The organism is Pseudomonas capeferrum (genome assembly GCF_000731675.1).
Lineage (GTDB): Bacteria > Pseudomonadota > Gammaproteobacteria > Pseudomonadales > Pseudomonadaceae > Aquipseudomonas > Aquipseudomonas capeferrum.
Window position 1 is genome coordinate 2,287,261 of the sequence record NZ_JMIT01000001.1, and the last position, 26,297, is coordinate 2,313,557.

Genomic DNA, 26,297 nt, shown 5'->3' on the forward strand with positions numbered 1-26,297 from the left:
CCCCGGCAATCTCAAGCCTTATCCCCAACCCCCTCCAGCCAACGCCCCACATCCTGGTAGATATCGCCCACCTGCCCAACAATCCCCGACATGCGCAAAAAGTCATGGGTCAGCCCCTCGACCCGGGCGAACGTCACCTCGGTCCCGCCCGCTACCAACCAATCACGGTAGGCAATCCCTTCGTCATGCAACGGATCGTACTCGGCCACGAACAGATAAGCCGGCGCCAACGGCGCGCGCAGCGTCGACAGCAAGGGCGACACGCGCCAGTCCAGGCGCTGCTCCGGCTGCGGCGCATAGTGCTGGTAGAACCACTCCAGGGTAGGCGTTTCCAGCAGGTAGCCTTCGGCATGTTGCCGATGGGACTCGCGCTGGCAGGAAATATCGGTCACCGGGTAAAACAGCAACTGCGCCAGCGGCTTGAACGCCAACGCCTCGGGCTGTTCGACCGCGGTGATGGCCAGTACCGCAGCCAGGCTGGCGCCGACGCTGTCCCCCGCCAGCACCACTCGGCGATTGTCTAGCCCCAGCGCTGGCGCCTGTTCGGCCAGCCAGTTGGCGGTATCCAGCACATCGTGCAGCGCCACCGGAAACGGCTGTTCCGGTGCCAGTCGGTAGTCCGCCGCCAGCACTGCGAACTCGCCCATGGCTGCGAGACGGCGGCACACCGAATCATGCGAGTCGAGGCTGCCTACAACGTAGCCGCCACCGTGCAGGTAGAAAATCACCGGCTGCAAAGCACCGCCCGCGTCGTCCGCGCGGTACAGCCGTGCTGGCAGGCTGGCGCCATCACGCGCCGGGACGTTCAGCTCGCTCACCTGCAGGCTGCCGGGCGGGCTGGGGTCGAGCACTTGCGAGCTGCCCTCGAACTCCGCCCGGGCCTGGGCCACGTCCATCGCGTGCATGGGCAGGCTTCTGCCCGTCAACCGGCCAAATTCGACCAGCTCCAGAAAACCCGCCAGATCAGGGTGCAATGCCATGTTGGATCCTTGCTTGAACAATGTGACTCGGCTATCCCTACGGAACGTAGGAGGCCCCGCGAAAATTAGCGGCAGGCACGGCTAAATCGACGACGGACACACTCGTTATCCCTGCACAACGAAACCCCGTCAGAGGCTAACCGTGGACCTTCAGAGCATCCTCAGCAAACTGTTCGCCAACGCCCATGCCGTCGGCATCGAAGGCGTGTTCCAGTTCGTCTTCGGCCAGGACCGTGCCTTCTGGTCGGAAGTGCGCGACACCAGCCGCACGGGCGCGGGCCGGCACAGCACCCCGGATGTCACCATCGAAGTGGCCGAGCGCGACTTCCTCGACATCATGGGCGGCACGGCCAATGTCGAGGAACTGTTCGCCAGCGCACGCCTGAAAATCACCGGCAACATGGGCCTGGCTACCTTGCTGCCGCAGATCATCAACAACGCCCGCAAAGGTGCGGCGCCGGCCAAGGTGGCGATGAACCAGCGCTACCCCACGCCGGCACGCCTCAGCGAACGGGTTTCGGCGGCGCTGCCAGTGCAGCGCGAGGTGCTGCGCATAGCCCGGGCCGACATGCCGCTGTCGCGCTTTCAAAGCGAGTTTCTGTCGCATGGCACCCCTGTGGTACTCAGCGACGCCCTGCAGGACTGGCCACTGTTCAGCATGGGCCGCGAGGCTTCGCTCGAGCATTTCGCCGAGCTGCAGGGCATTACCCGGCATGGTGACTACGTCAAGAAAACCTTCTCCACCGACCGCGACTTCCGCTCGGCCTCCATGGCCGACTTCATCGCTTCGCTGGACAAACCGGCCAAGCCTGGCGAGACACCGGCCTATATGGGCAACAACATCGTCCCGGAAAAACTCCTGACACTGATCCGCTTTCCGGATTACTTCGAGCGCCAGCGCTTCATCTCGCCCCGTATCTGGATCGGCCCCAAGGGCACCCTGACGCCTCTGCATCGCGACGACACAGACAACCTGTTCGCCCAGGTCTGGGGCCAGAAGTCGTTCATCCTCGCCGCACCTCACCATCGGGCAGCGCTGGGCACCTGGTCGACCAGCCCCAAAGGGGGCCTGGACGGCTGTGACTTCAACCCCGACGCGCCAGACTACCAACGCTTCCCGGCGGCGCGCGAGGTGCCCTTCCTGCGCGTGGTGCTGCAGGCCGGTGACCTGTTGTTCCTGCCAGAAGGCTGGTTCCATCAGGTGGAGTCGGTGTCCACCTCGTTGTCGGTGAACTTCTGGGTGAACTCCGGGCGCGGCTGGTAGCCGCCCTTGCGGGGGTTAATTTGCGGCGGCGTCGGCTCGCTTCTAGAGAAACCCGCTTGCAAGAGGACGCCCGCATGGCCACCCCCACCCTCCTGCCCTTTCACGCTGCAGGGTGTCAACGGGCCCACCTTGGCCGGGGCCGCAACGCGGCCCCGGCATGTATCAGACCGCTGCTTTCAGGGCCTCGGCAAACCGCTGCGCCACCTCGTCGATCTGCTCGCCACTGATAATCAGCGGTGGCAGGAAGCGCACCACTGCACCGTGGCGCCCACCCAACTCCAGGATCAGGCCACGCTTGAGGCATTCACGCTGAACCTTGGGCGCCAACTCGCGGTTGGCCACAGGGTGCCCCAGGGCATCGCGTAGGCCGTGCGGGTCGACCAGCTCTACCCCGAGCATCAGCCCACGGCCCCGGATATCGCCCAACTGCGGATAATCCCGCTGCAGGTGCAGCAAGTGCTGGCGCAGGCGCTGGCCCATGGCCTCGGCGTGCTCGGCCAGGCGATGTTCGACCAAGTAATGGATCACCGCCGAGCCTGCGGCCATGGCCATCTGGTTGCCACGGAAGGTGCCGGCATGGGCGCCTGGCTTCCAGGTGTCCAGCCAGTCGCGGTACACCACCACCGCCAGCGGCAGGCTGCCGCCGATGGCCTTGGACAAGGTCACCACGTCCGGCACGATACCGGCATGCTCGAAGGCGAACATCCGCCCGGTGCGGGCGAAGCCACTCTGGATCTCGTCGACAATCAGCGCCACGCCGGCTTGCTCGGTGATCCGTCGCACGCCCTTGAGCCACGCGATATCGGCGGGCACCACGCCACCTTCGCCCTGCACCACTTCGAGGATCACCGCTGCCGGCAGAGGCACGCCGCTTTCTGGGTCGAGCAGCAGGTTCTCCAGGTAATGCAGGTTGGCCTTGACCCCGGCTTCGCCACCCAGGCCGAACGGGCAACGGTAGTCGTAGGGGTACGGCATGAACTGCACACCGTTGCCCAGCAGGGCACCCAGCGGCTGTTTCGGCCCGTGGCTGCCCATCAGGCTCAGCGCGCCCTGGCTCATGCCATGGTAGGCGCCCTGGAAGGCCAGCACGGTGCTGCGCCCGGTGGCGCCACGCACCAATTTGAGCGCCGCTTCAACGGCATCGGTGCCGGTCGGGCCGCAGAACTGCACCTTGGCTTCCCGGCGCAGCGCCTCGGGCAGTACGCCGAACAGGTCCTGGACAAAGCGGTCCTTGACCGGCGTGGTCAGGTCGAGGGTGTGCAGCGGCAGTTCGTCGGCCAGCACTTGCTGGATCGCCTCGATTACCACCGGGTGGTTATGGCCCAGGGCCAAAGTGCCGGCGCCGGCCAGGCAGTCGATGAACTGGCGGCCTTCGACATCCTCGACATGGATGCCACGGGCGCGCTTGAGCGCCAGTGGAATGCGCCGTGGGTAGCTGCGGGCGTTGGATTCCTGTTGCTGCTGGCGTTGCAGCAGCGGCGAATCGGTGAACTCGTACAGGGGTTGCGGCGCACTGGCCGGCAAGACCTGGGCAAGGCGGGTAGCGGTCGACATGGTAGATCCTCGCAAGCAAGCGAAAGTGCCCCGCCACGCCCCTGTAAGCAGATGTGTGCGGGTAGTTGTCGCTTGGGAAACGCTTAAGCGCCGGGAGGATTTAGCGGTTGCTGCGGGATTTTTGTACAGGGTTGTGATGCCTGGGGATTGTATCTGGTTCACCAAGCCAGGAAAATCAACGACCCGAGCGCGCCGGCACCTGCAACAGCACGCGCAAGCCATCGCTGCGGCTGTCGAAACGCAAGGTGCCGGCGCAACGCTGAACAATCGCCTGGACGATCGCCAAGCCCAGCCCACACCCGCCACTCTGGCCATTGCGCCAGAACCGCTCGGTCAGGTGCTGCAAGTCGTCGTCGGCAATCCCCGGCCCGTGGTCACGCACCATGAAGCCCACCTGGCCGTCAGCCATCTGCACTTCCAGCTCCACCGCGCTTTCGCCACCGTGGCGCAAGGCGTTGTCCAGCAGGTTGCGCAAGGCCGCGACCGCCAGCGGCGCGGGCATGCCCAGGTAGATCTGCGTGGCCTGCTCGGGCAGGCGCAGCACGATCCGCCGGTTGTCGCCGCCGCCGGCATCCTGCACCGCCTGCCGGGCGACCTGCTCGGCGCTGCACTGCACGCCATCCTCGAACGACAGGCTGCCCTCGACACGCGCCAGCATCAGCAGTTGCTCCAGCGTGCGGTGCATGCGGTCGGCACCTTGTTCGGCATGCTCCAGCGCCTGCTCGCGCACCGCGCCATCGGTCATGCGCGCCACCTGCAGGTGGGTCTTGATCGCCGTCAGCGGGCTGCGCAATTCATGCGCGGCGTCATCGGTCAGGCGCCGCTCGCGTTCGAGGGTCTGGGCAATGCGCAGGAACAACTGGTTCTGGGTTTCCAGCAGCGGTTGCAGCTCGCTGGGCATACCGGCCACCTGCAACGGCTCGACACTGTCGGCACGCCGCCGACGCAGGGCGTCGCGCATTCTATTGAGCGGCTCCAGGCCCTTGCCCAGGCCGATCCACAACAGGCCGAGGCTGCCGAGCAACGCCATCAGCACCGGGGCCGAGGCTGCCAGCAGGATCGACTGGTTCAGGGCCTCGCGCTCCATGTGGCGGTCGGCGGTGGTGATGCGCACATCACCGTGGTTGTAGGTAAACGTACGCCACAACGCGTCGTCGATGGTCTGGTCACGGAAGCCGCTGCGCTGATCATCCATGGCCCCGTCATGCTTGTGGTTGCTGGCCAGGATCTCGCCCCGCAGTGAACTCACCTGGCAGGCCATGCCGTCCGGCACGCTGAACTGGTCGGCGGAAAAATGCGCATCCTCGCCCTTGGCCGCCAATGGTTGCGGCAACTGGTCGATCAGCCCGGCAACCATGCGCGCCGAAGCCACCAAGCGCTGGTCGAGGGAAAACATCATCTGCTGGCGCAGGTCGCGTAGCATCCATGCGGCAGCCAGTACCCAGATGATCACGAAGGCACTGCCCAGGATCAGGCTCAGGCGTACCCGCAGGCTCATGGCGCGACCTCCTTCGGTGCCTGCGCAGGGCCAAGCCGGTAGCCCAGGCCACGCACGGTTTCGACGATGCTGTTACCGAGCTTGCGGCGCAAATGGTGAATATGCACATTGAGGGCGTTACTCTCGACCTCGTCACTGAAGCCGTACACGCAATCTTTCAACTGTTCGCTGGACAGCACCCGCCCTGGGTTCTGCAGCAGGGCCTGGAGCAGCGCCTGCTCACGGCGGGAAAGGTCGACCGGCTGGCCGGCCAGGGTCGCTTCGCAGCTGCTGGGGTCATAACGCAGCGGGCCGTGCTCGATGGCATTCACCGCCCGCCCGGCCACACGGCGCAGCAAGGTGTGCAGGCGCGCCGCCAGCTCCCGCAGGTCGAACGGCTTGAGCAGGTAGTCGTCGGCGCCGGCCTGCAGGCCATCGACCCGGTCGGTGACCGCATCGCGTGCCGTGAGCACCAGCACCGGCAGGCTCTCGCCCTGCTGACGCAGGCGCCGCAGCAGCTTGAGGCCGTCTTCATCGGGCAGGCCGAGGTCGAGGATCATCACATCGAACTGCGCCGCCTGGAGCATCGCCCGTGCACCCGCAGCATTGGCGACCCGGTCCACGGTCAAGCCCTGGGCGGTGAGGCCGGCGCAGATGCCGCTGGCGATCAGGTCATCGTCCTCGCAGAGCAGAACGTGCATGGTGGAGCTCCGGGTTGGGTGAGGCAGATACTGCACCACGGGTGGATTAAGTGAAGATTATGGACCTGGCGCGTGCGTTTGGGGGGATGTAGGACCGGGTTAACCTTGGGTTAATCGACCCAGGCCAGCATGGCCCACTTCAACGTACTGCCAAGGCGAAGACATGCGTGCCCTCTTTCTGTTCCTGACACTGCTGCTGGCCGGCCCCCTGCAAGCCAATCCGTTCGACGTCAAACCCGACTTCCTGCCGGTCAACCAGGCCTTTGTGCTGAGCCATGACCGCCAGTCCGATGGCCAGATGCGTCTATTCTTCCAGATCAAGCAAGGCTACTACCTCTACCAGAAGCGCCTGAAGTTCGACGGCCTGCCCGCCGAGCAGCAGCCGCAGTTGCCACCGGCGCTCAACCACCATGACGAATTCTTCGGTGACAGTGCGGTGTACCGCGACCAGCTCGAACTGCTGATCCCTGCCAACGCAAAAGGCCAGTTGCGCCTGGGCTGGCAGGGCTGTGCCGACGCCGGCCTGTGCTACCCGCCGCAGACCACCGCCATCGACCTGGGTGGCAGCGTGGCCCCGGCCGCCGATCAGGCCAGCGACCAGGCCCTGGCCAGCAACCTGCAGCAGGGCAACCTGGCGTGGGGCCTGCTGGCCTTCTTCGGCCTTGGCCTGCTGCTGGCCTTCACCCCCTGCTCGCTGCCGATGCTGCCGATTCTCGCCGGGCTGGTGCTCGGCAATGGCGCCAGCGCCCGACGCGGCTGGTTGCTGGCCGGGGTGTACGTGCTGAGCATGGCCTTGGTATATGCCGCCCTGGGCGTGGTGGCGGCGCTGCTCGGCGCCAGCCTGCAGGCCTGGTTGCAGCAACCCTGGCTGCTGGGCAGCCTGGCGGCATTGTTCGTGGTGCTGGCGCTGCCGATGTTCGGCGCCTTCGAGTTGCAGCTACCCGCCGCCCTGCGCGACCGTCTCGACCGCGCCGGGCAAGGTACACGTGGCGGCAACCTGTACGGTGCCGCGCTGCTCGGGGCGCTCTCCGGCCTGCTGCTCGGCCCGTGCATGACCGCACCGCTGGCCGGGGCGCTGCTGTACATCGCCCAAAGCGGCGACGTGCTGCAGGGCGCGCTGGTGCTGTTCAGCCTTGGCCTGGGCATGGGCGTGCCGCTGCTGTTGCTGGTCACGCTGGGCAATCGCTACCTGCCGCGCCCAGGTGCGTGGATGAACCTGGTCAAGGGCGTGTTCGGCTTCGTGTTCCTGGCCATGGCCCTGTATACCCTGCGCAGCCTGCTGCCACAGGCCCTGCTGCTGGCCCTGAGCGGCGCCTGGCTGATCGCCCTGGCCTGGGCCGCGTGGCCGGCCCTGCAGCGTATGCCTGCGCTGCGCGCGCTGCCTTTGCTGGGCGCGCTGTGGGGCGGGCTGTTGCTGGTCGGTGCGGCGGCCGGGGGCGATGACCTCTGGCAACCCTTGCGGCCGTTCGCCGGGGGTAGCGGGCCTGCGGCGGTGCAACCGGCAGAGGATGCATTCGTGACCGTCAGCCGCCCCGAAGACCTGCAACGTGAGCTGGACGCCGCCAAGGCCCGTGGCCAATGGGTGATGCTCGACTACTATGCCGACTGGTGCGTGTCGTGCAAGGTCATGGAAAAGAAGGTGTTCGCCCGCGCCGACGTACACACCAGCCTGGCGGGCGTGCACCTGCTGCGCCTGGACGTCACCGCCAACACCCCGGCCAGCCAGGCACTGCTGCAACGCTACCAGGTACCCGGCCCGCCCAGCATCATCTGGGTCGGCCCGGAAGGCGACGAACGCCGTGCGCGACGCATCACCGGTGAAGTGGATGCTGCCGCGTTCCTGCAACACTGGACCCAGACCAGGAGCCAAGGCTGATGCTGACCGTAACCCTCGGGCCATTGACCATGGCCCTCAACCACCTGCTGATGCTCACTGCCCTGGTGATCGCCAGTGTGGTCGGCTGGTGGGTCGCCCGCCGCGGCGGCGAAAGCCCGGAGTCGGCACTCTTCAACCTGTTTCTGATTGGCGTGCTGTGCGCGCGCCTGGGCTTCGTCGTGGCCTACTGGCCGATGTACCGCGATGACCTGGTGCAAGTCATCGACATCCGCGACGGCGGCTTCCTGTTCTGGTCCGGCCTTGCCGGCATCGTGCTCGGCGCGCTCTGGCAAGGCTGGCGACACCCGGGCCTGCGCCGTCCTCTGGGTTGGGCCTTGTTCAGCGGTGCGCTGTTCTGGGGCCTCAGCAGTCTGGGCGGCCACCTGTACAGCAAAGGCACCGAGCTGCCTGAGCTGAGCCTGCGCAACGCCGGCGGTCAGCCCGTGGCGCTGCACAGCTACCGTGGCAAGCCACTGGTCATCAACATCTGGGCCACCTGGTGCCCGCCCTGCCGGCGCGAAATGCCGGTGCTGCAACAGGCCCAAGGTGACTACCCCCACGTAACCTTCCTCTTCGTCAACCAGGGTGAGACACCCGAAAACGTCAGCACCTTCCTCGCCACCACCGGCCTGAGCCTGACCCACGTGCTGTTCGACGGCGCCGGCCAACTGGCCCAGCGGGTCGGCTCGATGGCCCTGCCTACCACGCTGTTCTACGACAGTAACGGGCGGCTGATCGGCAGCCACCTAGGCGAGCTGTCACGGGCCAGCCTGCGCCACGCCCTGGAACCTTTCGACCGGGCCGCCGCGCCCACCCCTGCCGCACAAGGAAACTGACATGCGATTGACTGCACTGCTGCCCCTGTCCCTGGCCCTGCTGGCCGCCCCGCTGCTGCACGCCGAAGAAGCGCTGCCCAAGGCGATCCAGCAACTGCAAGCCAAGGGGGCCGTGATCAAGGGCAGCTTCGATGCCCCCGATGGCCTGCGCGGTTATGCCGCCGAGTACCAGAACAACGGCATCGCCCTGTACCTGACACCTGACGGCAAGCATGTGCTGGTCGGCAGCCTGTTCGACGAACAAGGCCAGGACCTCAGCGCCGCTCCGTTGGACAAGCTGGTCTACGGGCCGATGAGCAAGGCCATCTGGGCGAAGATGGAAAAAACCGCCTGGATCGCCGATGGCAAGGCCGATGCGCCGCGCATCGTCTACCTGTTCAGCGACCCCAACTGCCCGTACTGCAATATGTTCTGGCAGCAGGCGCGGCCATGGGTGGAATCGGGCAAGGTGCAATTGCGCCATATCATGGTCGGTATCATTCGCGAGGACAGCCCGGGCAAGTCGGCGGCGTTGCTGGCGGCCAAGGACCCGGCCAAGGCGCTGGCACAGCACGAGAAGGCCGGCAAGGCCAGTTCGCTCAAGGCGCTGGAGAAGGTGCCAGAGGCGGTGCAGAAGCAGCTGGAAGGGAACATGGCGTTGATGGAGGAAATGGGGTTGCAAGCAACCCCGGCGATCTTCTATCAGGATGAGCAGGGCAACCTGCAGAGCCAGCAAGGGGCGCCGCGCCCGGAGATGCTTGGGAAGATTCTTGGGAAGCGGTAGTGCATGCCGTGGGTATTAGGTGGCGGCGCAGATCGAGCGCCGCCCGCGCGGCGCTTCGCGGGGCAAGTCGGATCGCCGCACCGCCGCTCCCACATCTGTTTCGGGCCAGTTATTCCTGAGGCATTGGCGCGCGGCCCCTTGGTGCCCGCCTCAATATCGCGTCGGACAAACAAGGCGGTCGCGCGCCAATAGCACAGGCCTCACTGGCCCGAAACAGATGTGGGAGCGGCGGTGCGGCGATCCGACTTGCCCCGCGAAGCGCCGCGCGGGCGGCGCTCGATCTGCGCCGCCCAACAAAACTCACGGCCTACCCAAAACCCCTACAACCCCTCCAGCTCCGCCATCAGGTCACTAAGCCGGTCAACCTTGTCATCATCCAGCGCACTGCCCTGCAGCCCCTGCACGTACACCGCCAATTCCGCCACGGTGCTGCACTCGAACATCGCCCGCAGCGGCACATTGAGCTGCAATTGCTTCTGCACCCGCGAGGCAATCTGCGTCGCCAGCAATGAATGCCCGCCCAGCTCGAAGAAGTTGTCGTGCACCCCCACCCGTTCGGCCTTGAGCACGTCGGCCCAGATGCCTGCCAGCACCGTTTCCAGCTCGTCACGCGGCGCCTCATAGGCCTGGCTGTGCTGGCCACCGATGTCAATGGCCGGCAGCGCCTTGCGGTCGAGCTTGCCGTTTGCGTTGTGCGGCAGGCTGTCGAACCAGCCCCAGTGCAAGGGCACCATGTACTCCGGCAGCGCAGCGCGCAGGCGCTGCTTGACCTGTTCGAGTAACGCCGCATCGGCGCTGACGCCCTGATGCGCCACCAGGTAGCCGACCAGGTGCTTGCCGTTGACGCCCTCCTGCACGCTCACCGCGGCATCGCGCAACTCTGGCTGCTCGTGCAGGCGCGCTTCGATCTCGCCCAGCTCGATGCGGTAGCCACGGATCTTCACCTGATGATCGATGCGGCCCACGTATTCCAGCACACCGTCCGGACGTTGCCGAGCCAGGTCGCCAGTGCGGTACAGGCGCTCGCCCGGTGCACCATGCGGGTGCGGGATGAAGGCCATGGCCGTCCGCACAGGGTCACCGACATAACCACGGCCCACACCGGTGCCGGCGACACACAGCTCGCCGACCGCGCCCAATGGCACCAAGGTCTGGTCCTCGCCGAACAGGTACAGGCGGTTGTTGTCGGTCGGCGTACCAATCGGCAGGTAGCTGCCGCGGGTCGACTCGACATCGACGCGGAAGAACGCCACATCGTCCGAACACTCCGCCGGGCCGTAGGCATTGACCAGGCCGATCGCCGGGTAACGCTGCAGCCATTGCGCGGCCAGCTCCGGCGGCATCGCCTCGCCGGTCGGCAGCATCCAGCGCAGACCATCGAGGCTTTGATGATCGTTGGCCAGCATGCCCTGGATCAGCGACGGGACGCTCTCCAGCACGGTGATGCCGGTGGCCTGCACATGCGCCAGCAGGCCCTGCGGGTCATGGGCGATGGCATTGGGCACGATCTCCAGCCTGGCGCCGAACAAAGGTGCGGCAAGGAACTGCCAGACCGAAATATCGAAGCTCTGCGACGCGGTCTGGGCAATCACGTCCTGTTCGCTCAGGGCCAGGTAAGGCACCTTGCTCAGCTGGTTGTTGAGCATGCCGCGCTGCTCGACCATCACACCTTTGGGCAACCCGGTGGAGCCCGAGGTGTAGATGACGTAGGCGAGGTTGTCGGGCCCGCTGTGAATACCGGGGTTGTGGCTGGCGATGTTGCTGGCCTGGATGTCTTCCCACACCAGCAGCTTCGGCCGTGCCACGCCACCCAGTTCATCCAGCAACTGGCGACCCTGCTCGGCGCAAGCGGCGCTGCACACCAGCACTGGCGTGCGGCTGAGTTCGACGATGCGCTGCAGGCGTGCGGCCGGCAGGCCCGGATCCAGCGGCAGGTAACCGGCACCGGCCTTGAAGCTGCCGACGATCATGCCCAGCAGCGGCAAGCTGCGCTCTGCCAGCAGCGCAACCGGCTGATCGACGCTGACGCCCGCGCCGATCAAGGCATGGCCCAGGCGGTTGGCCGCCAGGTTCAGGCCGGCGTAGTCATAGGACGCTTCCAGGCAGCGTGCCACGGTGCGCTGCGGGTGGGCGGCGACCTGCGCCTCGAACTGCTCGACATAGCTCTGCTCCAGGGCATAGGCATGCTCGGTGCGGTTACAGTCTTCCAACAGGAAACGCTGCTCTTCGGCACCCAGCAGCGGCAGGTCACTGACCTCCCCTTCAAAACCCTCTACCAGTGCCAGCAACAGGCGCTTGAATTCGGCCAGCAAGCGCTCGACAGTCGGGTAGTCGAAGTAGCGCTGGTCGAATGACAGGTGCAGGCCCAGGTCATCACCCGGATAGCACACCGCCGTCAACGGGAAGTTGGTGTGGGTACGGCCCGAGTCCGAGCTGGCGTTGAGGTGCTGGGCATGGTCGAGCACCGCAGTTTCCACCGGCGCGTTCTCGAACACGAACAGGCTGTTGAACAGCGGCTGGCCCTTGGGCAGCTCGCTGCATTCCTGAATCGCCACCAACGGCAGGTACTCATATTCGCGCACTTGCATGTTGTGCTCGAGCAAGCCTTGCAGCCAGCTGCGTACACTGCGGCGCTCGCCTGCCGCTGGCAGTTGCACGCGCAAGGCGATGCTGTTGATGAACAGCCCGACGGTGCGCTGCATCTGCGGCATGCTCACCGGGCGCCCGGCCACAGTGACCCCAAAGGCCACGTCGCGGTCGCCGCTGTAGCGCGCCAGCACCAGGGCCCAAGCCGCCTGGGCGAAGGTGTTGATGGTCAGCTGATGGGCCTGGGCCAGTTCACGCAAGCGCACCCCGTCACTGACCTGCAGACGGGTGTAGCAGTCGCCGACGACCATCCCGTCACCGGCGTGGTCGTGGCGCAACGGGCGGTCACTGGGGACCGCGGTGGCCCGCTCGAAGCCGGCCAGGTTGGCCTGCCACCACTGGCGTGCCTCGTCCAGGTCCTGGCGTTGCAGCCAGCTGATGTAGTCGCGGTAACGGGGCGGCACCGGCAGCTGGGCCTGGCGGCCTTCGCCAAGGGCCTGGTAGACCTCGAAGAAGTCGTTCATCAGCAACGAGCGGCACCAGGCATCGATCAGGATGTGGTGATTGCTCATCATGAACCAGTAGCGCGCATCGGCAACCCGCACCAGGCGCAGGTGGAAGGGTGCTTCACAGAGCAAGTCAAAACCGGCCTCACGCTCCTGTTTGTGCAGGCTTTGCAGGCGCGCTTCCTGGGCGCTGTCGTCGAGGCCGCGCCAGTCCTGATAATCCACGGCAGTCTTGCCTGGCTTGTGGATGATCTGCAGCATCGCCTCGCCGGCGTTCCAGCTGAACGATGCGCGCAGTGCCTCATGCCGCGCCACCACCGCCTGCCAGGCCTGGGCGAAGCGGTCGGGGTCGAGCGCGCTGTTGATGCGGTAACGGTCCTGCATGTAGTAGATGCCGGTGCCCGGCTCCAGCAGGGTGTGCAGCAGCATGCCTTCCTGCATCGGCGTCAGCGGGTAGACGTCGTCGATCTCGGCGGCGGCGACCGGCAAACTGTCGATCTGCTCCTGGGTCAGGTGCGCCAACGGGAAGTCAGACGGCGTGAAGCTGCCGCTGCCGTCGGCCAGGCAATGGCCGACCAGCGCCAGCAGCTCCTGGCGGTAGCCTTCGGCCAGGGTGGCGATGGTCTGCTCATCGTAGCGTTCGCTGCTGTAGGTCCAGCGCAACTGCAGGGCGCCGGCATAGACCTGGCCGTCGACACTCAGCCAGTTGGGCAGCGCTGCATCGAGGTCATGGGCCAGGCCCGCCGCGGCGTCCAGCGGCTGGAACAGCGCGTCGGCGTCAAACTGCTGGTCGAACTGCCCCAGGTAGTTGAAGGTGATGCGTGCCTGCGGCAGCGCGGCCATGCGTTCACGCCCGGCCTCGTCGACCAGGTAGCGCAGCACGCCATAGCCCTGGCCTTTGTGCGGCACCTGGCGCAGTTGCTCCTTGACCCGTTTGATCGAGCTGGCGCGCGCGGCCTCGTCTTCACCCAGCACCGGGCGCAGGCTCAGCGGGTAGGCATTGGTGAACCAGCCCACGCTGCGGGTCAGGTCCATGTCTTCGAACAGCCCGTCGCGGCCGTGGCCTTCAAGCTGCACCAGCACTTCAGCGTCACCACTCCAGCGGCACAAGGTACGGGCCAGGGCCGTCAGCAGCAGGTCGTTGACCTGGGTGTGGTAGGCCGCCGGCGCCTGTTGCAGCAACTGGCGGGTCTGTTCTGCATCGAGGCCGATGGCCAGGGTTCGGGCGTGGCGGTGCAGGTTGCCACCCTGCGGGTGATCACACGGCAGTTCGTGGCGCACAGCGCCAAGCTGGCCGTGCCACCAGTCCAGCTCGTCGCGCAGCGAGTCGCTGCCGGCATAGCTGGCCAGGCGCGCAGCCCAGTCGCTCATGGCATGGGTCTTGGCCGCCAGCGGCTGGCCACGGTACAGCGCCTGCAAGTCTTCGAGCAGCACACGCCAGGACACACCGTCGACCACCAGGTGATGGATGGCCAGCAGCAGGCGTTGGCTGCCCTGCCCGTCCGCCACCAGCAAGGCGCGCAGCAGCGGGCCTTGTTCCAGGTCGAGGCTGCGCTGCAGGTCGGTGTACAACGCCTGGCAGTCATCGAAGTCGGCGACTGTCGCGGCCCACAGCAACTGCTGAGGGGCAGGCTGGGCGTACTCGGCCTGCCAGCGGCCACTGGCCTGGCTGAAACGCAGGCGCAGGCTGTCATGGTGCTGCACCAACGCGACCAGGGCCTGCTCCAGTGCCGCAGCGTCCAGTGGCTGGCGCGCCTGCAGCAGCACTGCCTGGTTCCAGTGCTGAGGCTGGGCCACCTCGCTGTCGAAGAACCAGTGCTGGATCGGCGTCAGGCCGCTGTGCCCCTGGCGCAGGCCTTGCTCGATGCCAGTTGGCGCGGCGCTCAGGCTGGCCACGGTGGCCAAGGTCTGGATAGTCTGGTGCTGGAACAGATCGCGCGGGGTGAACTGCAGGCCCAACTGGCGGGCACGGCTGACCACCTGGATCGACAGGATCGAGTCGCCACCCAGTTCGAAGAAATTGTCCTGCACACCAACGCGGGGAAGGTTGAGCACATCGCACCACACCTGCGCCAGCTGCGCTTCCACCTCATTGCTCGGCGCCTGGTAATGCTGGCGCGCCTGCTCCAGGTCCGGCAACGGCAGTGCGCGGCGGTCGAGTTTGCCGTTGCCCATCAGCGGCAAGCTGTCGAGCAGGACCAGGTGAGCGGGCACCATGTAGTCCGGCAGGTGCTGGCGGGCATCGGCCTTGACCGCTTCGCGCAGCACGGCCTGAGCCTCACTGCCGGCACCGGCCTGCTTGCACACCAGGTAGCCAACCAGTTGCTTGCCACCCGGCAGGTCGAGGGCCAGCACCACGGCCTCGTCGACCTCTGCATGCGCCTGCAGGCGGCTTTCGATTTCGCCCAGCTCGATACGGAAGCCGCGAATCTTCACCTGCTGGTCGGCACGGCCGACGTACTCGACCAAGCCATCGGTGCCCAGGCGGACCAGGTCACCGGTGCGGTACAGCCGGCCACCCTCGGCACAGAACGGGTCGGCGACGAAGCGCTCGGCGCTCAGCCCCGGGCGGTCGTGATACCCCTGGGCCAGGCCGGCACCGCCGACATACAGCTCGCCGATACCGCCTTGTGGCAACAGGGCCAGGTCTTCGTCGAGGATGTAGGCGCTGCGGGCGCCAATCACCCGGCCGATCGGCACGCTGCCCATGTCGGCCGACAGCGTTTGCGGGGCCAGGCAGGCCAGCGGCATGACCACGGTTTCGGTCGGGCCGTAGGCATTGAAGAACTGCTGCGGCGCGAACGCCTGGCGAATGCGCTGCAGGTGCTCGCCGGTCAACGCTTCACCGCCGGTGATCACCAGGCGCACCGGCAACTGCTCGCCCTGCCCTGCCAGGTACTGGGCCAACTGGCTGCCGTAGCTTGGGGTGAAGCCAAGGATACTCACCTGCTGCTCACGCACCAGTTGGCAGATCTCTTCAGCGCCCCACTGGCCTTGGGCGCGGATCACCACGCGGGCACCGCACAGCAGCGGCGTCAGCAGGCGCTCGCTGGCGGCGTCGAAGTTGATCGAATAGAAGTGCAGCTCGCAGTCGTCGCTGCGCATGCCGAAGGCCTCGATCACAGCCTGGCAATGCATGGCGATTTCACCGTGGCTGACCACCACGCCCTTGGGCTTGCCGGTCGAGCCCGAGGTGTAGATCAGATAGGCCTGATGGTGCGGCAGGTTGAGGTTATCCAGCGCGGCATCGCTGAAGGCCGACAAGCTGGACGCATCGTCTTCCAGGCTCCAGCGGGCCACACCTTCAGGCAGCTCGCCAAGGGTTTCTAGCAGCGCGCGCTGGCCGAGCAGCAGGCCAATACGGCTGTCTTCGATCATGTAGCGCAAGCGGTCGAGCGGGTACTCCGGGTCGAGCGGCACATAGGCACCGCCCGCCTTGAGGATGGCCAGCAAGCCGATGACCATTTCCAGCGAACGTTCCAGGGCCAGGCCGACGCGCACCTGCGGGCCGACCCCGCGCTCGCGCAGGGCGCGGGCCAGGCGGTTGGCCTGCTGGTCCAGCTCGGCGTAGCTCAGGTGCTGGCCGGCGAAGGTCAGCGCCAGCGCGTGCGGCGTGCGTGAAGCTTGGGCGGCGAACAGGCCGTGCAAGGTCTGGTCGAGCGCGCCATGCTGCGCGCCCTGCAACTGGCCAACCAGCACCTGTTGCTCGTCGGGGCTCAGCATCGGCAGCTCGCACAGGCGCTGTTGCGGGTCGTCCAACAGGCCGGCCAGCAGTTGCTGCCAGTGTTCAGCCATGCGCGCGATGCGCGGCGCGTCGAACAGGTCACGGCTGTAGGTCAGGCAGCAGCCCAGGCGGCCATCGAGGTCAGTGACTTCCAAGTACAGGTCGAACTTGGTGGCGCTGGCGTCGTTGACCAGGTAGTCGACCTGCATGCCGGCCAGCTCCCGGCTTTGCTGGAACGCCCAGCGCTGGACGTTGCACATCACCTGGAACAGCGGGTTGTAGGCGCTGCTGCGCGGCGGTTGCAGGGCTTCGACCAACTGGTCGAACGGCAGGTCCTGGTGCGACTGGCCTTCGATGGCGGCCTGGCGCATCTGCTCCAGCAGTGCGGCGGCGGTCATGTGGCCGTCCAGCTCGCAACGCAGTACCTGGGTGTTGAGGAAGGCGCCGATCAGCCCCTCGCTTTCCGGGCGGATGCGGTTGGCCACCGGGGCACCGATGCGCAGGTCACGCTGGCCGCTGTAGCGGTGCAGCAAGGCCGCCAGGGTGGCCGTCATGGTCATGAACAGGGTCAGCCCACGCTGGCTGTTGAAGGCATGCACACGGGCCACCAGCGCCGGGTCGAGCTCGAAGCGGTACAGCTCGCCACGGTGGCTCTGCACTGCCGGGCGCGGGCGATCGGTGGGCAATGCCAGCACCGGGTGCTCATCGCCCAGGCGGGCTTTCCAGTAGGCCAACTGGCGCGCGCCTTCGCCGCTTTCCAGCCAGTGCCGCTGCCACACGCTGTAATCCAGGTATTGCACCGGCAGCGGCGCCAGGGGCGACTCGCGATCATCGACGAAGGCTTCGTACAGCTCGCCAAGCTCGCGGGCGAAGATGTCCATGGCCCAGCCTTCGGTGACGATGTGGTGCAAGGTCAGCACAAAGTAGTGCTCACGCTCCTGGGCCTTGACCAGGCAGGCGCGCAGCAGTGGCCCGCGCTCCAGGTCGAACGGCTGGTGCGCCTGGTCGTCTGCCAGCTGTTGCAGGCGTTGCTCGCGGGCCTCGGCGGGCAAGGTGCTGAAGTCGTGCCAGCCAAGCTGCAAGCCGCTGTCTTCGGCCACGCACTGGTACGCTGCGCCGTCGATGCTGGGGAAGGTGGTGCGCAGGGTTTCGTGGCGCACGATCAGGGCCTGCAGCGCACGCTCGAAGGCGTCCACGTGCAGGGTGCCACGCAGGCGCGCCATGCCGCCGACGTTGTAGGCGGGGCTGTCTGGCTCCATCTGCCAGAGGAACCACATGCGCTGTTGCGAGTACGACAACGGCACGGCCTGGCGGCGGTCGACGCGGGCGATCTCGCCTTGCAGGTTACGCTCGCCGGCATCTCGGATGCGCGTGATCTCGGCGCAGAAGGCGCCCAGCTCGCTGGCTTCGAACAGGACTTTGAGCGGCAGTTCGACATCGCACGCCTGGCGGGTTCGCGAAACGATCTGGGTGGCGAGCAGCGAATGGCCGCCGAGGGCGAAGAAGTCGTCCTGCAGGCCGACACGCGGCAGGTTCAAGACCTCACACCAGATCGCCGCCACCTGTTGCTGCAACGCATTCTGCGGCGCCACATGCTCGCGCTGCTGCCACGCAGGGGCTGGCAGCGCCTTGCGATCGACCTTGCCGCTCGGGCCCAAGGGCATGTGCGCCAGCGCGATCAGCTGCGCCGGCACCATGTAGGCCGGCAGTTGCTCGGCCAGAGCGGCCAACAGGGTGGCAGGCTCGGCCGCGCCGCTGTAGTAGCCGACCAGCTGTGCACCCAGCGCATCCTTGTGGATCAGCACCAGCGCCTGCTCGACACCAGGCTGCGCCAGCAGGCACGCCTGAACCTCTTCAGGCTCGACGCGAAAACCGCGAACCTTCACCTGCTGGTCGAGGCGCCCGAGGTATTCCAGCGCCTGGAGCTGGGTTTGCCAGCGGGCACGGTCGCCACTGCGGTACAGGCGCTGGCCGTCACCGTCGGCCTGGGGCACGAAGCGCTCGGCGGTGAGGCCCGGGCGGCCCAGGTAGCCACGGGCCAGGCCCGCGCCGCCCAGGTACAACTCACCCGGCACGCCCGGGGCAGTCAGTTCCAGCTCATCGTCCAGCACGCGGCACAGCACGTTGCCCAGCGGGCGGCCAATCGGCGAACGCTCGCCGTCTTCGGCCTGACAGTGCCAGTGGGTGACGTTGATGGCGGTTTCGGTCGGGCCGTAGCGGTTGTGCAACTGCACCTGGGGCAGCACTTGCAGCACACGGTCACGCAGGGTCGCGGACAATGCCTCACCCCCGGAGAACAGCCGGCGCAGGCTGGTGCAGGCTGCGGCCTGCGGCTCCTGCACAAACACTTGCAACAACGGCGGCACGAAGTGCAGCGTGGTCACGCCATGCTGCTGCACCAGCGCAGCGATGCGTTGGGGGTCACGGTGTTCGCCGGGGCCAGCCAGCACCAGCTTGCAGCCGGTGATCAGCGGCCAGAAGCACTCCCACACCGAGACGTCGAAGCTGATAGGCGCTTTTTGCATCAGCACATCAGCGTCGTTCAGCGCATAGGTGGTTTGCATCCACTGCAGGCGTTCGGCCAGGGCGGCATGGGTATTACCCACGCCCTTGGGCTGGCCGGTGGAACCCGAGGTGTAGATCACATAGGCCAGGTTGTCGCCGTGCAGGTGCAGGCCTGGGGCTTGGCTGGGCCAGCTGTCCAGGTGCAGCTGGTCCAGGGCGATGGCGCTGACACCTTCGACCTGCGGCAGCTTGCCCAGCAAGGCGCTGTGGCTCAGCAGCAGGCTGGCGTTGCAGTCGCCGAGCATGTAGGCCAGGCGCTCGGCCGGGTAGTCCACGTCCAGCGGCACGTAGGCGCCGCCGGCCTTGAGGATGGCCAGCAGGCCGACCAGCAACTGCGGCGAGCGCTCGACGGCGATGGCCACGCAGGTGTCGGGGCCAACGCCTTTGTCACGCAGGTAATGGGCAAGGCGGTTGGCCTGCTGGTGCAGCTCGGCATAGTCGAGGCTGCCACCCTGCCAGGCCAGCGCAATGCGCTGTGGGGTCAGCCGAGCCTGCTCGTTGAGCTGTTCGACCAGCAGGCGCTCGGGCGCCGCGGCGGCTGCCTGGCCCCAGCCGAGCACCTGCGCGCGGCTGTGCTCATCGAGCAGTTGCACCTCGCCCAGCGCCAAATGCGGCTGGGCGCAGACCTGCTCCAGCAACGCCAGCAGGTGCGCGGCCAGGCGCTTGACGGTACTGGCCTCGAACAGCTCGGCGGCATAGTCGAAGGCCAGCGTCAGGCGGCCTTGATGGTCCTCTTCGCTATGCAGCTGCAGGTCGAACTTGGCTTCGCGGCTGTGCCAGGGCAGCTCTTCGGCAAGCAGGCCAGGCAAGCGGCGCAAGGCCGAAAGGTCGCGTTGCTGATGGTTGAACATGACCTGGAACAGGCCCTGTTCGCGGGCTTCTGGCAGGGCTTCGAGGAGCTGCTCGAAAGGCAGGTCCTGGTTGGCCTGGGCCTCGAGGGTGGCTTGGCGTGCCTGGGCCAGCAGTTGCTCGAAGGGCAAGCGGCCATGCAGCTGCGCACGCAGCACCTGGCTGTTGATGAAGAAGCCGACCAGGCCCTGGGTTTCCAGGCGCGGGCGGTTGGCATTGGGCACGCCGACACGGATGTCTGCCTGGCCGCTGCAGCGGTGCAGCACACCTTGCCAGCCGGCCAGCAGCACCATGAACAGGCTCGCCTGCTGCTCGCGGGCCAGGCCCTTGAGCGCCTCGGTCAGTTTGGCCGGCACTTTCAGGTTGTAACGTGCCGCACGTTTGTCACGCTGGCTGGCGCGGGGCTGGTCGGTGCACAGGTCGAGCACCGGCAGCGCATCGCCCAGCTTGGCCTTCCAGTAGTGCAACTGGCGTTCGGCTTCACCGTCGGCCAGCCATTGCCGCTGCCAGGTGCCGTAGTCGGCGTAACCCAGCGGCAGGGGCGCCAGGTCGGCTGCATGGCCTTGGCAGTGCGCAGCGTACAGCCTGGCGAATTCGTCGAGCAGAATGTTCAGCGACCAGCCATCGGCGACGATGTGGTGCAGGGTCACCCACAGCTGATGCTCGTCATCGTCCAGGCGCGCCAGGGTCACGCGCAGCAAGGGGCCTCGGCCAAGGTCGAACGGCTGCTGGGCCTCTTCCTCGCGGCATGCTGCAACCTGCGCGGGCGCCTGGCCTTCGAGGTCCAGCCGATGCAGGCTGAACGGCTGCTGTGCCAGGATCCGCTGCCGGGCCTGGCCGTCCTCTTCGCTGAAGACCGTGCGCAAGGATTCATGGCGCGCGACCAGGGCCTGGAAGGTCGCCTCCAGTGCAACGACGTCCAGCTCACCGCGCAGGTGCAGGCCGGCCGGAATGTTGTAGGCCGCCGATTGCGGCTCAAGTTGCCAGAGCAGCCACAGGCGGTTCTGTGCCAGTGATTGCGGCAGTGACTGGTCACGCTCGAGGGTGGCGATGCCGGCCGATTGTGCCCCTCCTTCGGCAACGATCGCCGCCACAGCGGCGCTGTACTCACCCAGCAGCGGGGCTTCGAACAGGGTGCGCAGGCCCAGGTTGATGCCCAGCTCATCGGCCAGGCGCGCCGTGGCCTGGGTGGCCGCGATGGAGTTGCCGCCCAGCAGCAGGAAGTGATCGTCCGCCGCCACGGCTTCGACCTTGAGCACATCACGCCACACGGCGGCGATGCGCGCCTGCAGGTCGTCGGCCGGCGCGCCGCTTGGGTGCTGCTCGCTGGCCTCCGGGAAGCGCGCGTAGCAGTCCAGGCTGCCATCGTGCATGCGCTGGCGGCAGGCCGAGCGCTGGAGCTTGCCGCTGGAGGTCTTGGGCAGTGCGCCCGGGTTGAGTAACAGGACCACGGCCGGCGCCTGGCGGCAGGCGTCGGCGATGACCTGGCGCAAGGTCTTGATCAGCCCCTGTGGCTCGACGGCTTTTTGCACATTGCGGCTGACTTCCACCGCCACGCCGATGCCCTCCTCGCCCCGATGGTCCACGGCAAACACCGCTACGCGGCCTTTGCGCAGCACATCGACTTCGCGCTCCAGGGTTTTTTCCAGGTCTTGCGGGTAGAGGTTCTGGCCGCGGACGATGAGCATGTCTTTCAAGCGCCCGGTAACGAACACTTCGCCATCGCGCATGAAACCCAGGTCGCCGGTGCGCAGCCAGGTCTGGCCGTCCATTTCGACGAAAGTGCGGGCGCTGGCCTCGGGGTTGCGCCAGTAGCCCAAGGCGATGCTCGGGCCGCCCGCCCAGACCTCACCAACCAAGTTGTCGCCCAGCACTTCCAGGCGCTGCGGCTCGACAATGCGCACCGCATGCCCTGGCTGCGGGTAGCCACAGCTCATCAGCACACTGCCGCTACCAGGTTCGGCGCGGTTGGCGGCGAAGGCCTCGGCATCCACCTCCAGCGCGCCGATGCCCTGGCCGCGTCGGCTGCCGCTGACGAACAGGGTCGCCTCGGCAAGGCCGTAACTGGCGAAGAAGCTGTGCGGGTCGAAGCCACAGGCCTGGAACTTGTCGGCGAAGGTCGCCAGGCTGTCCTGGCGGATCGGTTCGGAGCCGGAATAGGCCACGCGCCAGCGGCGCAGGTCAAGCCCCGCCAGGGAGGCGTCGCTGACCCGCTCGCTGCACAGGCGGTAGGCGAAGTCGGGGCCGCCGCTGATGGTGCCGCCGTAATCGCTGATTGCCTGCAGCCAGCGCAGTGGCCGGGCGAGGAAGTAGCCAGGCGACATCAGCACGCAGGGCACGCCGCTGAAGATCGGCTGCAGCAGGCCGCCGATCAGGCCCATGTCGTGGTACAGCGGCAGCCAGCTGACGATGACGTCGTCGGGGTTCACATCGATGCCGAAACCGTGACGGATCAACTGCTCGTTGGCCACCAGGTTGCCATGGCTGACCTGCACGCCCTTGGGCAGCGCGGTGGAGCCTGAGGTGTACTGGAGGAAGGCGATGTCATCGCCGGCCAGGGCAGGCTCTTGCCAGGCATCGGCCAGGGCCGGGTCAAGTCCATCCACCGCCAGCAGCGCGGGGGCATTGGCCGCCGCCAGCGCGTCCAAGCCCTGCAAGCTGTCGTGCAGCGCGGCCACGGTCAGCAGCAGGCGCGGCTCGGCATCGTCGATGATCGACAGCAGGCGTTGCTGGTGATGGTGGCGCGTGGACTCTGGGGGATACGCCGGCACGGCGATGACGCCGGCATACAGGCAGCCAAAGAACGCCGCGACATAGTCCGGGCCGCTGGGGAACAGCAGCACCGCACGGTCGCCGAACCCTGCGCGGGCCTGCAAGGCAGCGGCGATGGTGCGCGCGCGGCGGTCCAGGTCCCGGTAGCTGAGCACGGCCTGCTCGCCGGGAGCATCGGCCAGAAAGCGCAGGGCTATCTTGTCCGGGGTCTGCGCGGCGCGTTGCGCCAGGGCCTGGACCAGCGAGAGCGGGAGTTCGAAGGCGTCCGTCATGGGGTGTTCCTGCCAGTGTCTGGTGAAGTCGGGCCGGCTGCTCCGCGAACGTCGGCGGGCAGCGCACGGGGGCCGGATGTACACAGGGGAACGGATGGGCAGGGGAAGAAATTAGCTTGCGGGAAGGCTTTCGGGGAGTGTGAGAGCGGGTGCATGCCTTGAGGGGGTTGTGGCTGGAAGATTGAGCGCCGCCCGCGCGGCGCATCGCGAGCAAGCTCGCACCTACATCTGTTTCTGGCCAGTTATTCCTGAAAGATATAGATACTAATTACGTTTCGTATTTGACAATCATTATCATTCTGAATAGCTTGTCGCACGTCTCAGGAAGCTTCCCAACGTTGGGTGCCTCCCCCCCTCTCTGTGACAAGGTGATTTCCATGGCGGAACAACTATCCACAAGTAAGTGCGATTCACCATTACTCCAGGCCTTCGTCGACAATCGCAGCATTCTGGTCAAGATTGCTGCGCGCATCACCGGCTGCCGCTCACGCGCGGAAGACGTGGTGCAGGATGCATTCTTCCGGCTCAGTGCCGCCCCGCAGATCACCTCGTCATTCAAGGCGCAGCTGAGCTACCTGTTCCAGATCGTGCGCAACCTGGCCATCGACCACTACCGCAAACAGGCGATGGAGCTGAAGTACTCCGGCAGCGAAGAGGAAGGCCTGAACGTGGTCATCCAGAACGCCTCGCCCGAAGCCACGCACATCAACCTTGCCGCCCTCGATGACATTGCCGAAGCATTGAACGAGCTGCCACAGCGCACCCGTTACGCGTTCGAGATGTACCGTTTGCACGGCGTGCCGCAGAAGGACATCGCCAAGGAACTGGGCGTGTCGCCGACCTTGGTCAACTTCATGATCCGCGACGCCTTGGTGCATTGCCGCAAGACGGCTAACCGTCAGGTTTGAATTTCTGAGTGTTGGGGGCGCATTGCCCCCCAGCACTCTCAGACCAGCGTGCACCGATCAAAAAACCGCTCCCGCCCCAGAATCATCAGCGCCGCGCGCTTGTGCGGGAAATCGAATTCCTTCTCGCAATGGAAGCACTGGTCATGCATGTAGCCGATCATCTTGCCGTTGTCCGCACGCGGCTCGGCCACCACCCGCTGAGTGCGCGGGTCATCGAGGAACAGGTAGTGCACCAGCGCCGATAACCAGCTGGCCACCTTATGCGGCCCACGGTGCGCCTCCTCCCCCACCAGCATGTGGATGCCGCGGTCGTAATCATCGGCCGCGTAGAACGGCGCAATGCGATCTTCCTTGGCCCAGTACGCTTCGAAGTAGGCGAACGGCTCGTCGTCGAAACAGCCGATCAAGGTGAGGGTATGCGGGTCGGCTTGCAGCTTTGCCAGGTATTCATGGTGCTGCTGCAAGGTGCCGCCCTCCTGCCAGAACTTGTCGACCCGCGGGGTGTTCTGCCAGCGATTGAAGCGTTCCAGGTCCTGATCGATCTCCAGGGTACGCAGCGATACCCAGCTGCCCAGGCGTGCATCGAAACGTCGGTACACTTCGCCACGCGGCTTGGGCGCCCGGCGCGGGTGGCGCTTGCCGTTGCTGATCTGCATCTGCTGGGGGTACACCCCGGCGATCGACTCGCCAAGCCAGGGTTGGGGCAACTGCCAGAACAACGTACGTTCGCACAGGTACACGCCCGCCTGCTCGCCGGGCACCAACAGGCCGCTGACGAGGGCTTCGGGCAGCACTTCGGGCAAGTGCCAGGCCAGGCGCTGGCGGGCGACATCGCGTGCCAGCAGCCAATAGCAGGCAGCCCACAACGCCTGGTAAGGGCGCTCGGGGCAAAGGCTTTCAAGGTGCACCTCAAGCGCCGCGCCCTGGGCCAGGCGCAGCTGGATCAAAGGGCGACCGGCAAGGGTCAGGCTCAGCCAGCTCTCGCCCTCATCGGCGCTGAGGGTGCGCCAGCGTGGCGCTGACAGTGGCTGCGAAGCGGCATCGAACGGCATGGTCTTGGCTCACGAAAATGAAGAGAAGGCACACTGCTAAAAACGTTGTCGCTGCACGGGAATTTAGTCGCGCGGTGCCTGTACCGTGATCCGGTAGGGCTGAAAGATACGCGTCAGCTCACCATTCTCGCGCAGGGCACGCATCAAGGCCGCGAACGATTGCTCGCCGATGGGCGCGCCAGGGCGCAGCAAAGCGTAGTGGTGATAGACCTGATCGATACGCTGCGAGGCAACCAGTTGCGCCTGGCTGCCCGGGTTACGGTCGAGAAAGTCGCTGAGGTAAGAGCGGGTGACCAGGGCGATGTCGGCGCGGCCGGCCTGCACCATCAGCAGGTTGCTGTCGTGGGAATAGGTCAGCGTCGCATTGAAGGCTTTGCGCAGGTAGTCCGAGTCGGCGTTGAAGCTGGCGAACGCATAGTGGTAACCGTTGAACAGCGCCAGGCGCTTGCCGCGCAGCTCATCGAAGTAATGCGGGTCGCGGCCGTTGGCCTTGGCGGCGACGAACACTTCGGCATCTTCCAGGCCCATGTCCACTGTCTGGTGGGCAATCTGCTGCCAGCCCCACTGTGGGTTCTCGAAGACCGCCATGTCGGTGCGGCCCTGCTGCAAATCACCAAAGCGCCGCTGAATGGAGGTGGGCACCAAGACAAAGTGGTAGCCCTGCTGGGAGCGGTTAAGGGCGTCGATCAATTGTGGCAACAGACCCGTATCGGCCCCCTGTTCGGGGCGAACGGTGTAAGGCGGGAAATGCGCGGCACCAATCTTCACTTCGATCGCGTCGCCAGCCCAGCCTGGTACCGCCAACCAGAAGCCGGCCAGCAACAGCAGAGTGGACAAGGCCTTTGGGCCGGGCGCTGAAGTCAAGACGGACACTCATCACGGTTCGTACCTGGTTGCGCCTAAGCTAGGCGTTTTCCGGGCAGGGCACAACAGCTGGTCGCTGGTCTTTGCGCCAAAGCAGGCGGCAAATTGCCAGGGGGTGCCGTAAGGCCCGACATTGGCTACGCTCTAGCAGGATCTGCAAGGGAGCCTGGTATGGGCCATTGGTTGGTGATCGACCTGGAAGCCACCACCGACGATGGTGGATGGCCGGTCACAGAGATGGAAATCATAGAAATCGGCGCAAGCCTGGTGACCCGCGAAGGCCGCGAAGTCGACCACTTCCAGCGCTTCGTGCGGCCCAGGCGACGGCCGCAACTGACGCCGTTCTGCCGTGAACTGACGCACATCAGCCAGGCCAGCGTCGACAGCGCTGCGGCCTTCCCCGAGGTGTGGGCACGGTTCGAGCGCTGGCTGGGGCACCACCGCGGGCAGTTGCAGGCGTGGGTCAGCTGGGGTGACTACGACCGCCAGCAACTGCTTCAGGAATGGCAGCAGCACGGGCTCGACAGCCTGCTGCGCAGCGTGCCGCACATCAACCTCAAGCAGCGCTTCGCCAAGGCCCGCCACCTGCAGCGGCCGACGGGCCTCAATGGTGCCTTGCAACTGGCTGGCATGCACTTCTGCGGGCAGCAGCACCGGGCCCTGGAAGATGCGCGCAACACGGCGCGGCTGCTGCCCTTGAGCCTGCCGGCCAAGGGCACCTGAAAGCAGATGACGACGGGGATGGCCT

General features: G+C 66.3%; 13 protein-coding genes. 6 read left to right on the forward strand and 7 right to left on the reverse strand.

What is annotated here, in order from left to right; translation table 11 throughout:
* Positions 1-11 precede the first annotated feature (11 nt).
* Complete coding sequence (locus PC358_RS10240) at positions 12-980, reverse strand: alpha/beta hydrolase (protein WP_033699317.1); 969 nt, start codon at positions 978-980, stop codon at positions 12-14.
* Positions 981-1,122: 142 nt separating this feature from the next.
* Between PC358_RS10240 and PC358_RS10245 the strand changes: the two genes are divergently transcribed.
* Entirely contained in the window at positions 1,123-2,244 is a 1,122-nt protein-coding gene (locus tag PC358_RS10245; protein WP_033699318.1) for a cupin-like domain-containing protein, read from the forward strand.
* A 162-nt stretch (positions 2,245-2,406) separates the two neighbouring features.
* Here the strand turns inward: PC358_RS10245 and PC358_RS10250 are convergent, their stop codons facing one another.
* The 3 genes from PC358_RS10250 to PC358_RS10260 all read right to left on the reverse strand — a co-directional run bounded on the left by PC358_RS10250 (position 2,407) and on the right by PC358_RS10260 (position 5,976).
* Positions 2,407-3,798, reverse strand: coding sequence for an aspartate aminotransferase family protein (locus PC358_RS10250; protein ID WP_033699319.1), 1,392 nt, complete (start codon positions 3,796-3,798; stop codon positions 2,407-2,409).
* Positions 3,799-3,973: 175 nt separating this feature from the next.
* Entirely contained in the window at positions 3,974-5,296 is a 1,323-nt protein-coding gene (locus PC358_RS10255) for an ATP-binding protein (protein ID WP_033699320.1), read from the reverse strand.
* Positions 5,293-5,976 (reverse strand): response regulator, encoded by a 684-nt coding sequence (locus PC358_RS10260; protein WP_033699321.1) that lies wholly within the window; start codon positions 5,974-5,976, stop codon positions 5,293-5,295. The genes PC358_RS10255 and PC358_RS10260 overlap by 4 nt, the downstream gene beginning before the upstream one ends.
* A 163-nt stretch (positions 5,977-6,139) precedes the next feature.
* Here PC358_RS10260 and dsbD point away from each other — a divergent pair, with 163 nt between their 5' ends.
* The 3 genes from dsbD to dsbG are packed head-to-tail and all read left to right on the forward strand — an operon-like array spanning position 6,140 to position 9,451.
* Complete coding sequence (gene dsbD / locus PC358_RS10265; protein ID WP_033699322.1) at positions 6,140-7,852, forward strand: protein-disulfide reductase DsbD; 1,713 nt, start codon at positions 6,140-6,142, stop codon at positions 7,850-7,852.
* The gene (locus tag PC358_RS10270; RefSeq protein WP_033699325.1) at positions 7,852-8,688 is read left to right on the forward strand and encodes a TlpA family protein disulfide reductase; all 837 of its coding nucleotides are present in this window, start codon (positions 7,852-7,854) and stop codon (positions 8,686-8,688) included. Before dsbD ends, PC358_RS10270 begins: the two co-directional genes overlap by 1 nt.
* Position 8,689: 1 nt before the next feature.
* A complete protein-coding gene (gene dsbG / locus PC358_RS10275; protein ID WP_033699327.1) occupies positions 8,690-9,451 on the forward strand; it encodes a thiol:disulfide interchange protein DsbG in 762 nt (253 codons plus the stop codon).
* 320 nt (positions 9,452-9,771) lie between these two features.
* On the opposite strand, the gene PC358_RS10280 is transcribed toward dsbG, so the two are convergent.
* On the reverse strand, positions 9,772-22,725 hold the full coding sequence (locus PC358_RS10280; RefSeq protein ID WP_033699329.1) for a non-ribosomal peptide synthetase: 12,954 nt from the start codon (positions 22,723-22,725) through the stop codon (positions 9,772-9,774).
* Positions 22,726-23,102: 377 nt separating this feature from the next.
* Here PC358_RS10280 and PC358_RS10285 point away from each other — a divergent pair, with 377 nt between their 5' ends.
* Positions 23,103-23,633, forward strand: a complete 531-nt coding sequence (locus PC358_RS10285; protein WP_033699331.1) for an RNA polymerase factor sigma-70 — start codon at positions 23,103-23,105, stop codon at positions 23,631-23,633.
* Between the two features lie 38 nt (positions 23,634-23,671).
* Here the strand turns inward: PC358_RS10285 and PC358_RS10290 are convergent, their stop codons facing one another.
* Together PC358_RS10290 and PC358_RS10295 are read right to left on the reverse strand one after the other, a co-directional pair.
* Positions 23,672-24,685 carry a GNAT family N-acetyltransferase gene (locus PC358_RS10290; protein ID WP_033699332.1) on the reverse strand — a complete coding sequence of 338 codons (1,014 nt, stop codon included), beginning with the start codon at positions 24,683-24,685 and terminating at the stop codon, positions 23,672-23,674.
* Positions 24,686-24,748: 63 nt separating this feature from the next.
* Complete coding sequence (locus PC358_RS10295) at positions 24,749-25,549, reverse strand: substrate-binding periplasmic protein (protein WP_033699334.1); 801 nt, start codon at positions 25,547-25,549, stop codon at positions 24,749-24,751.
* 171 nt (positions 25,550-25,720) lie between these two features.
* Between PC358_RS10295 and PC358_RS10300 the strand changes: the two genes are divergently transcribed.
* Positions 25,721-26,272, forward strand: coding sequence for a 3'-5' exonuclease (locus PC358_RS10300; protein WP_033699335.1), 552 nt, complete (start codon positions 25,721-25,723; stop codon positions 26,270-26,272).
* Positions 26,273-26,297 lie beyond the last annotated feature (25 nt).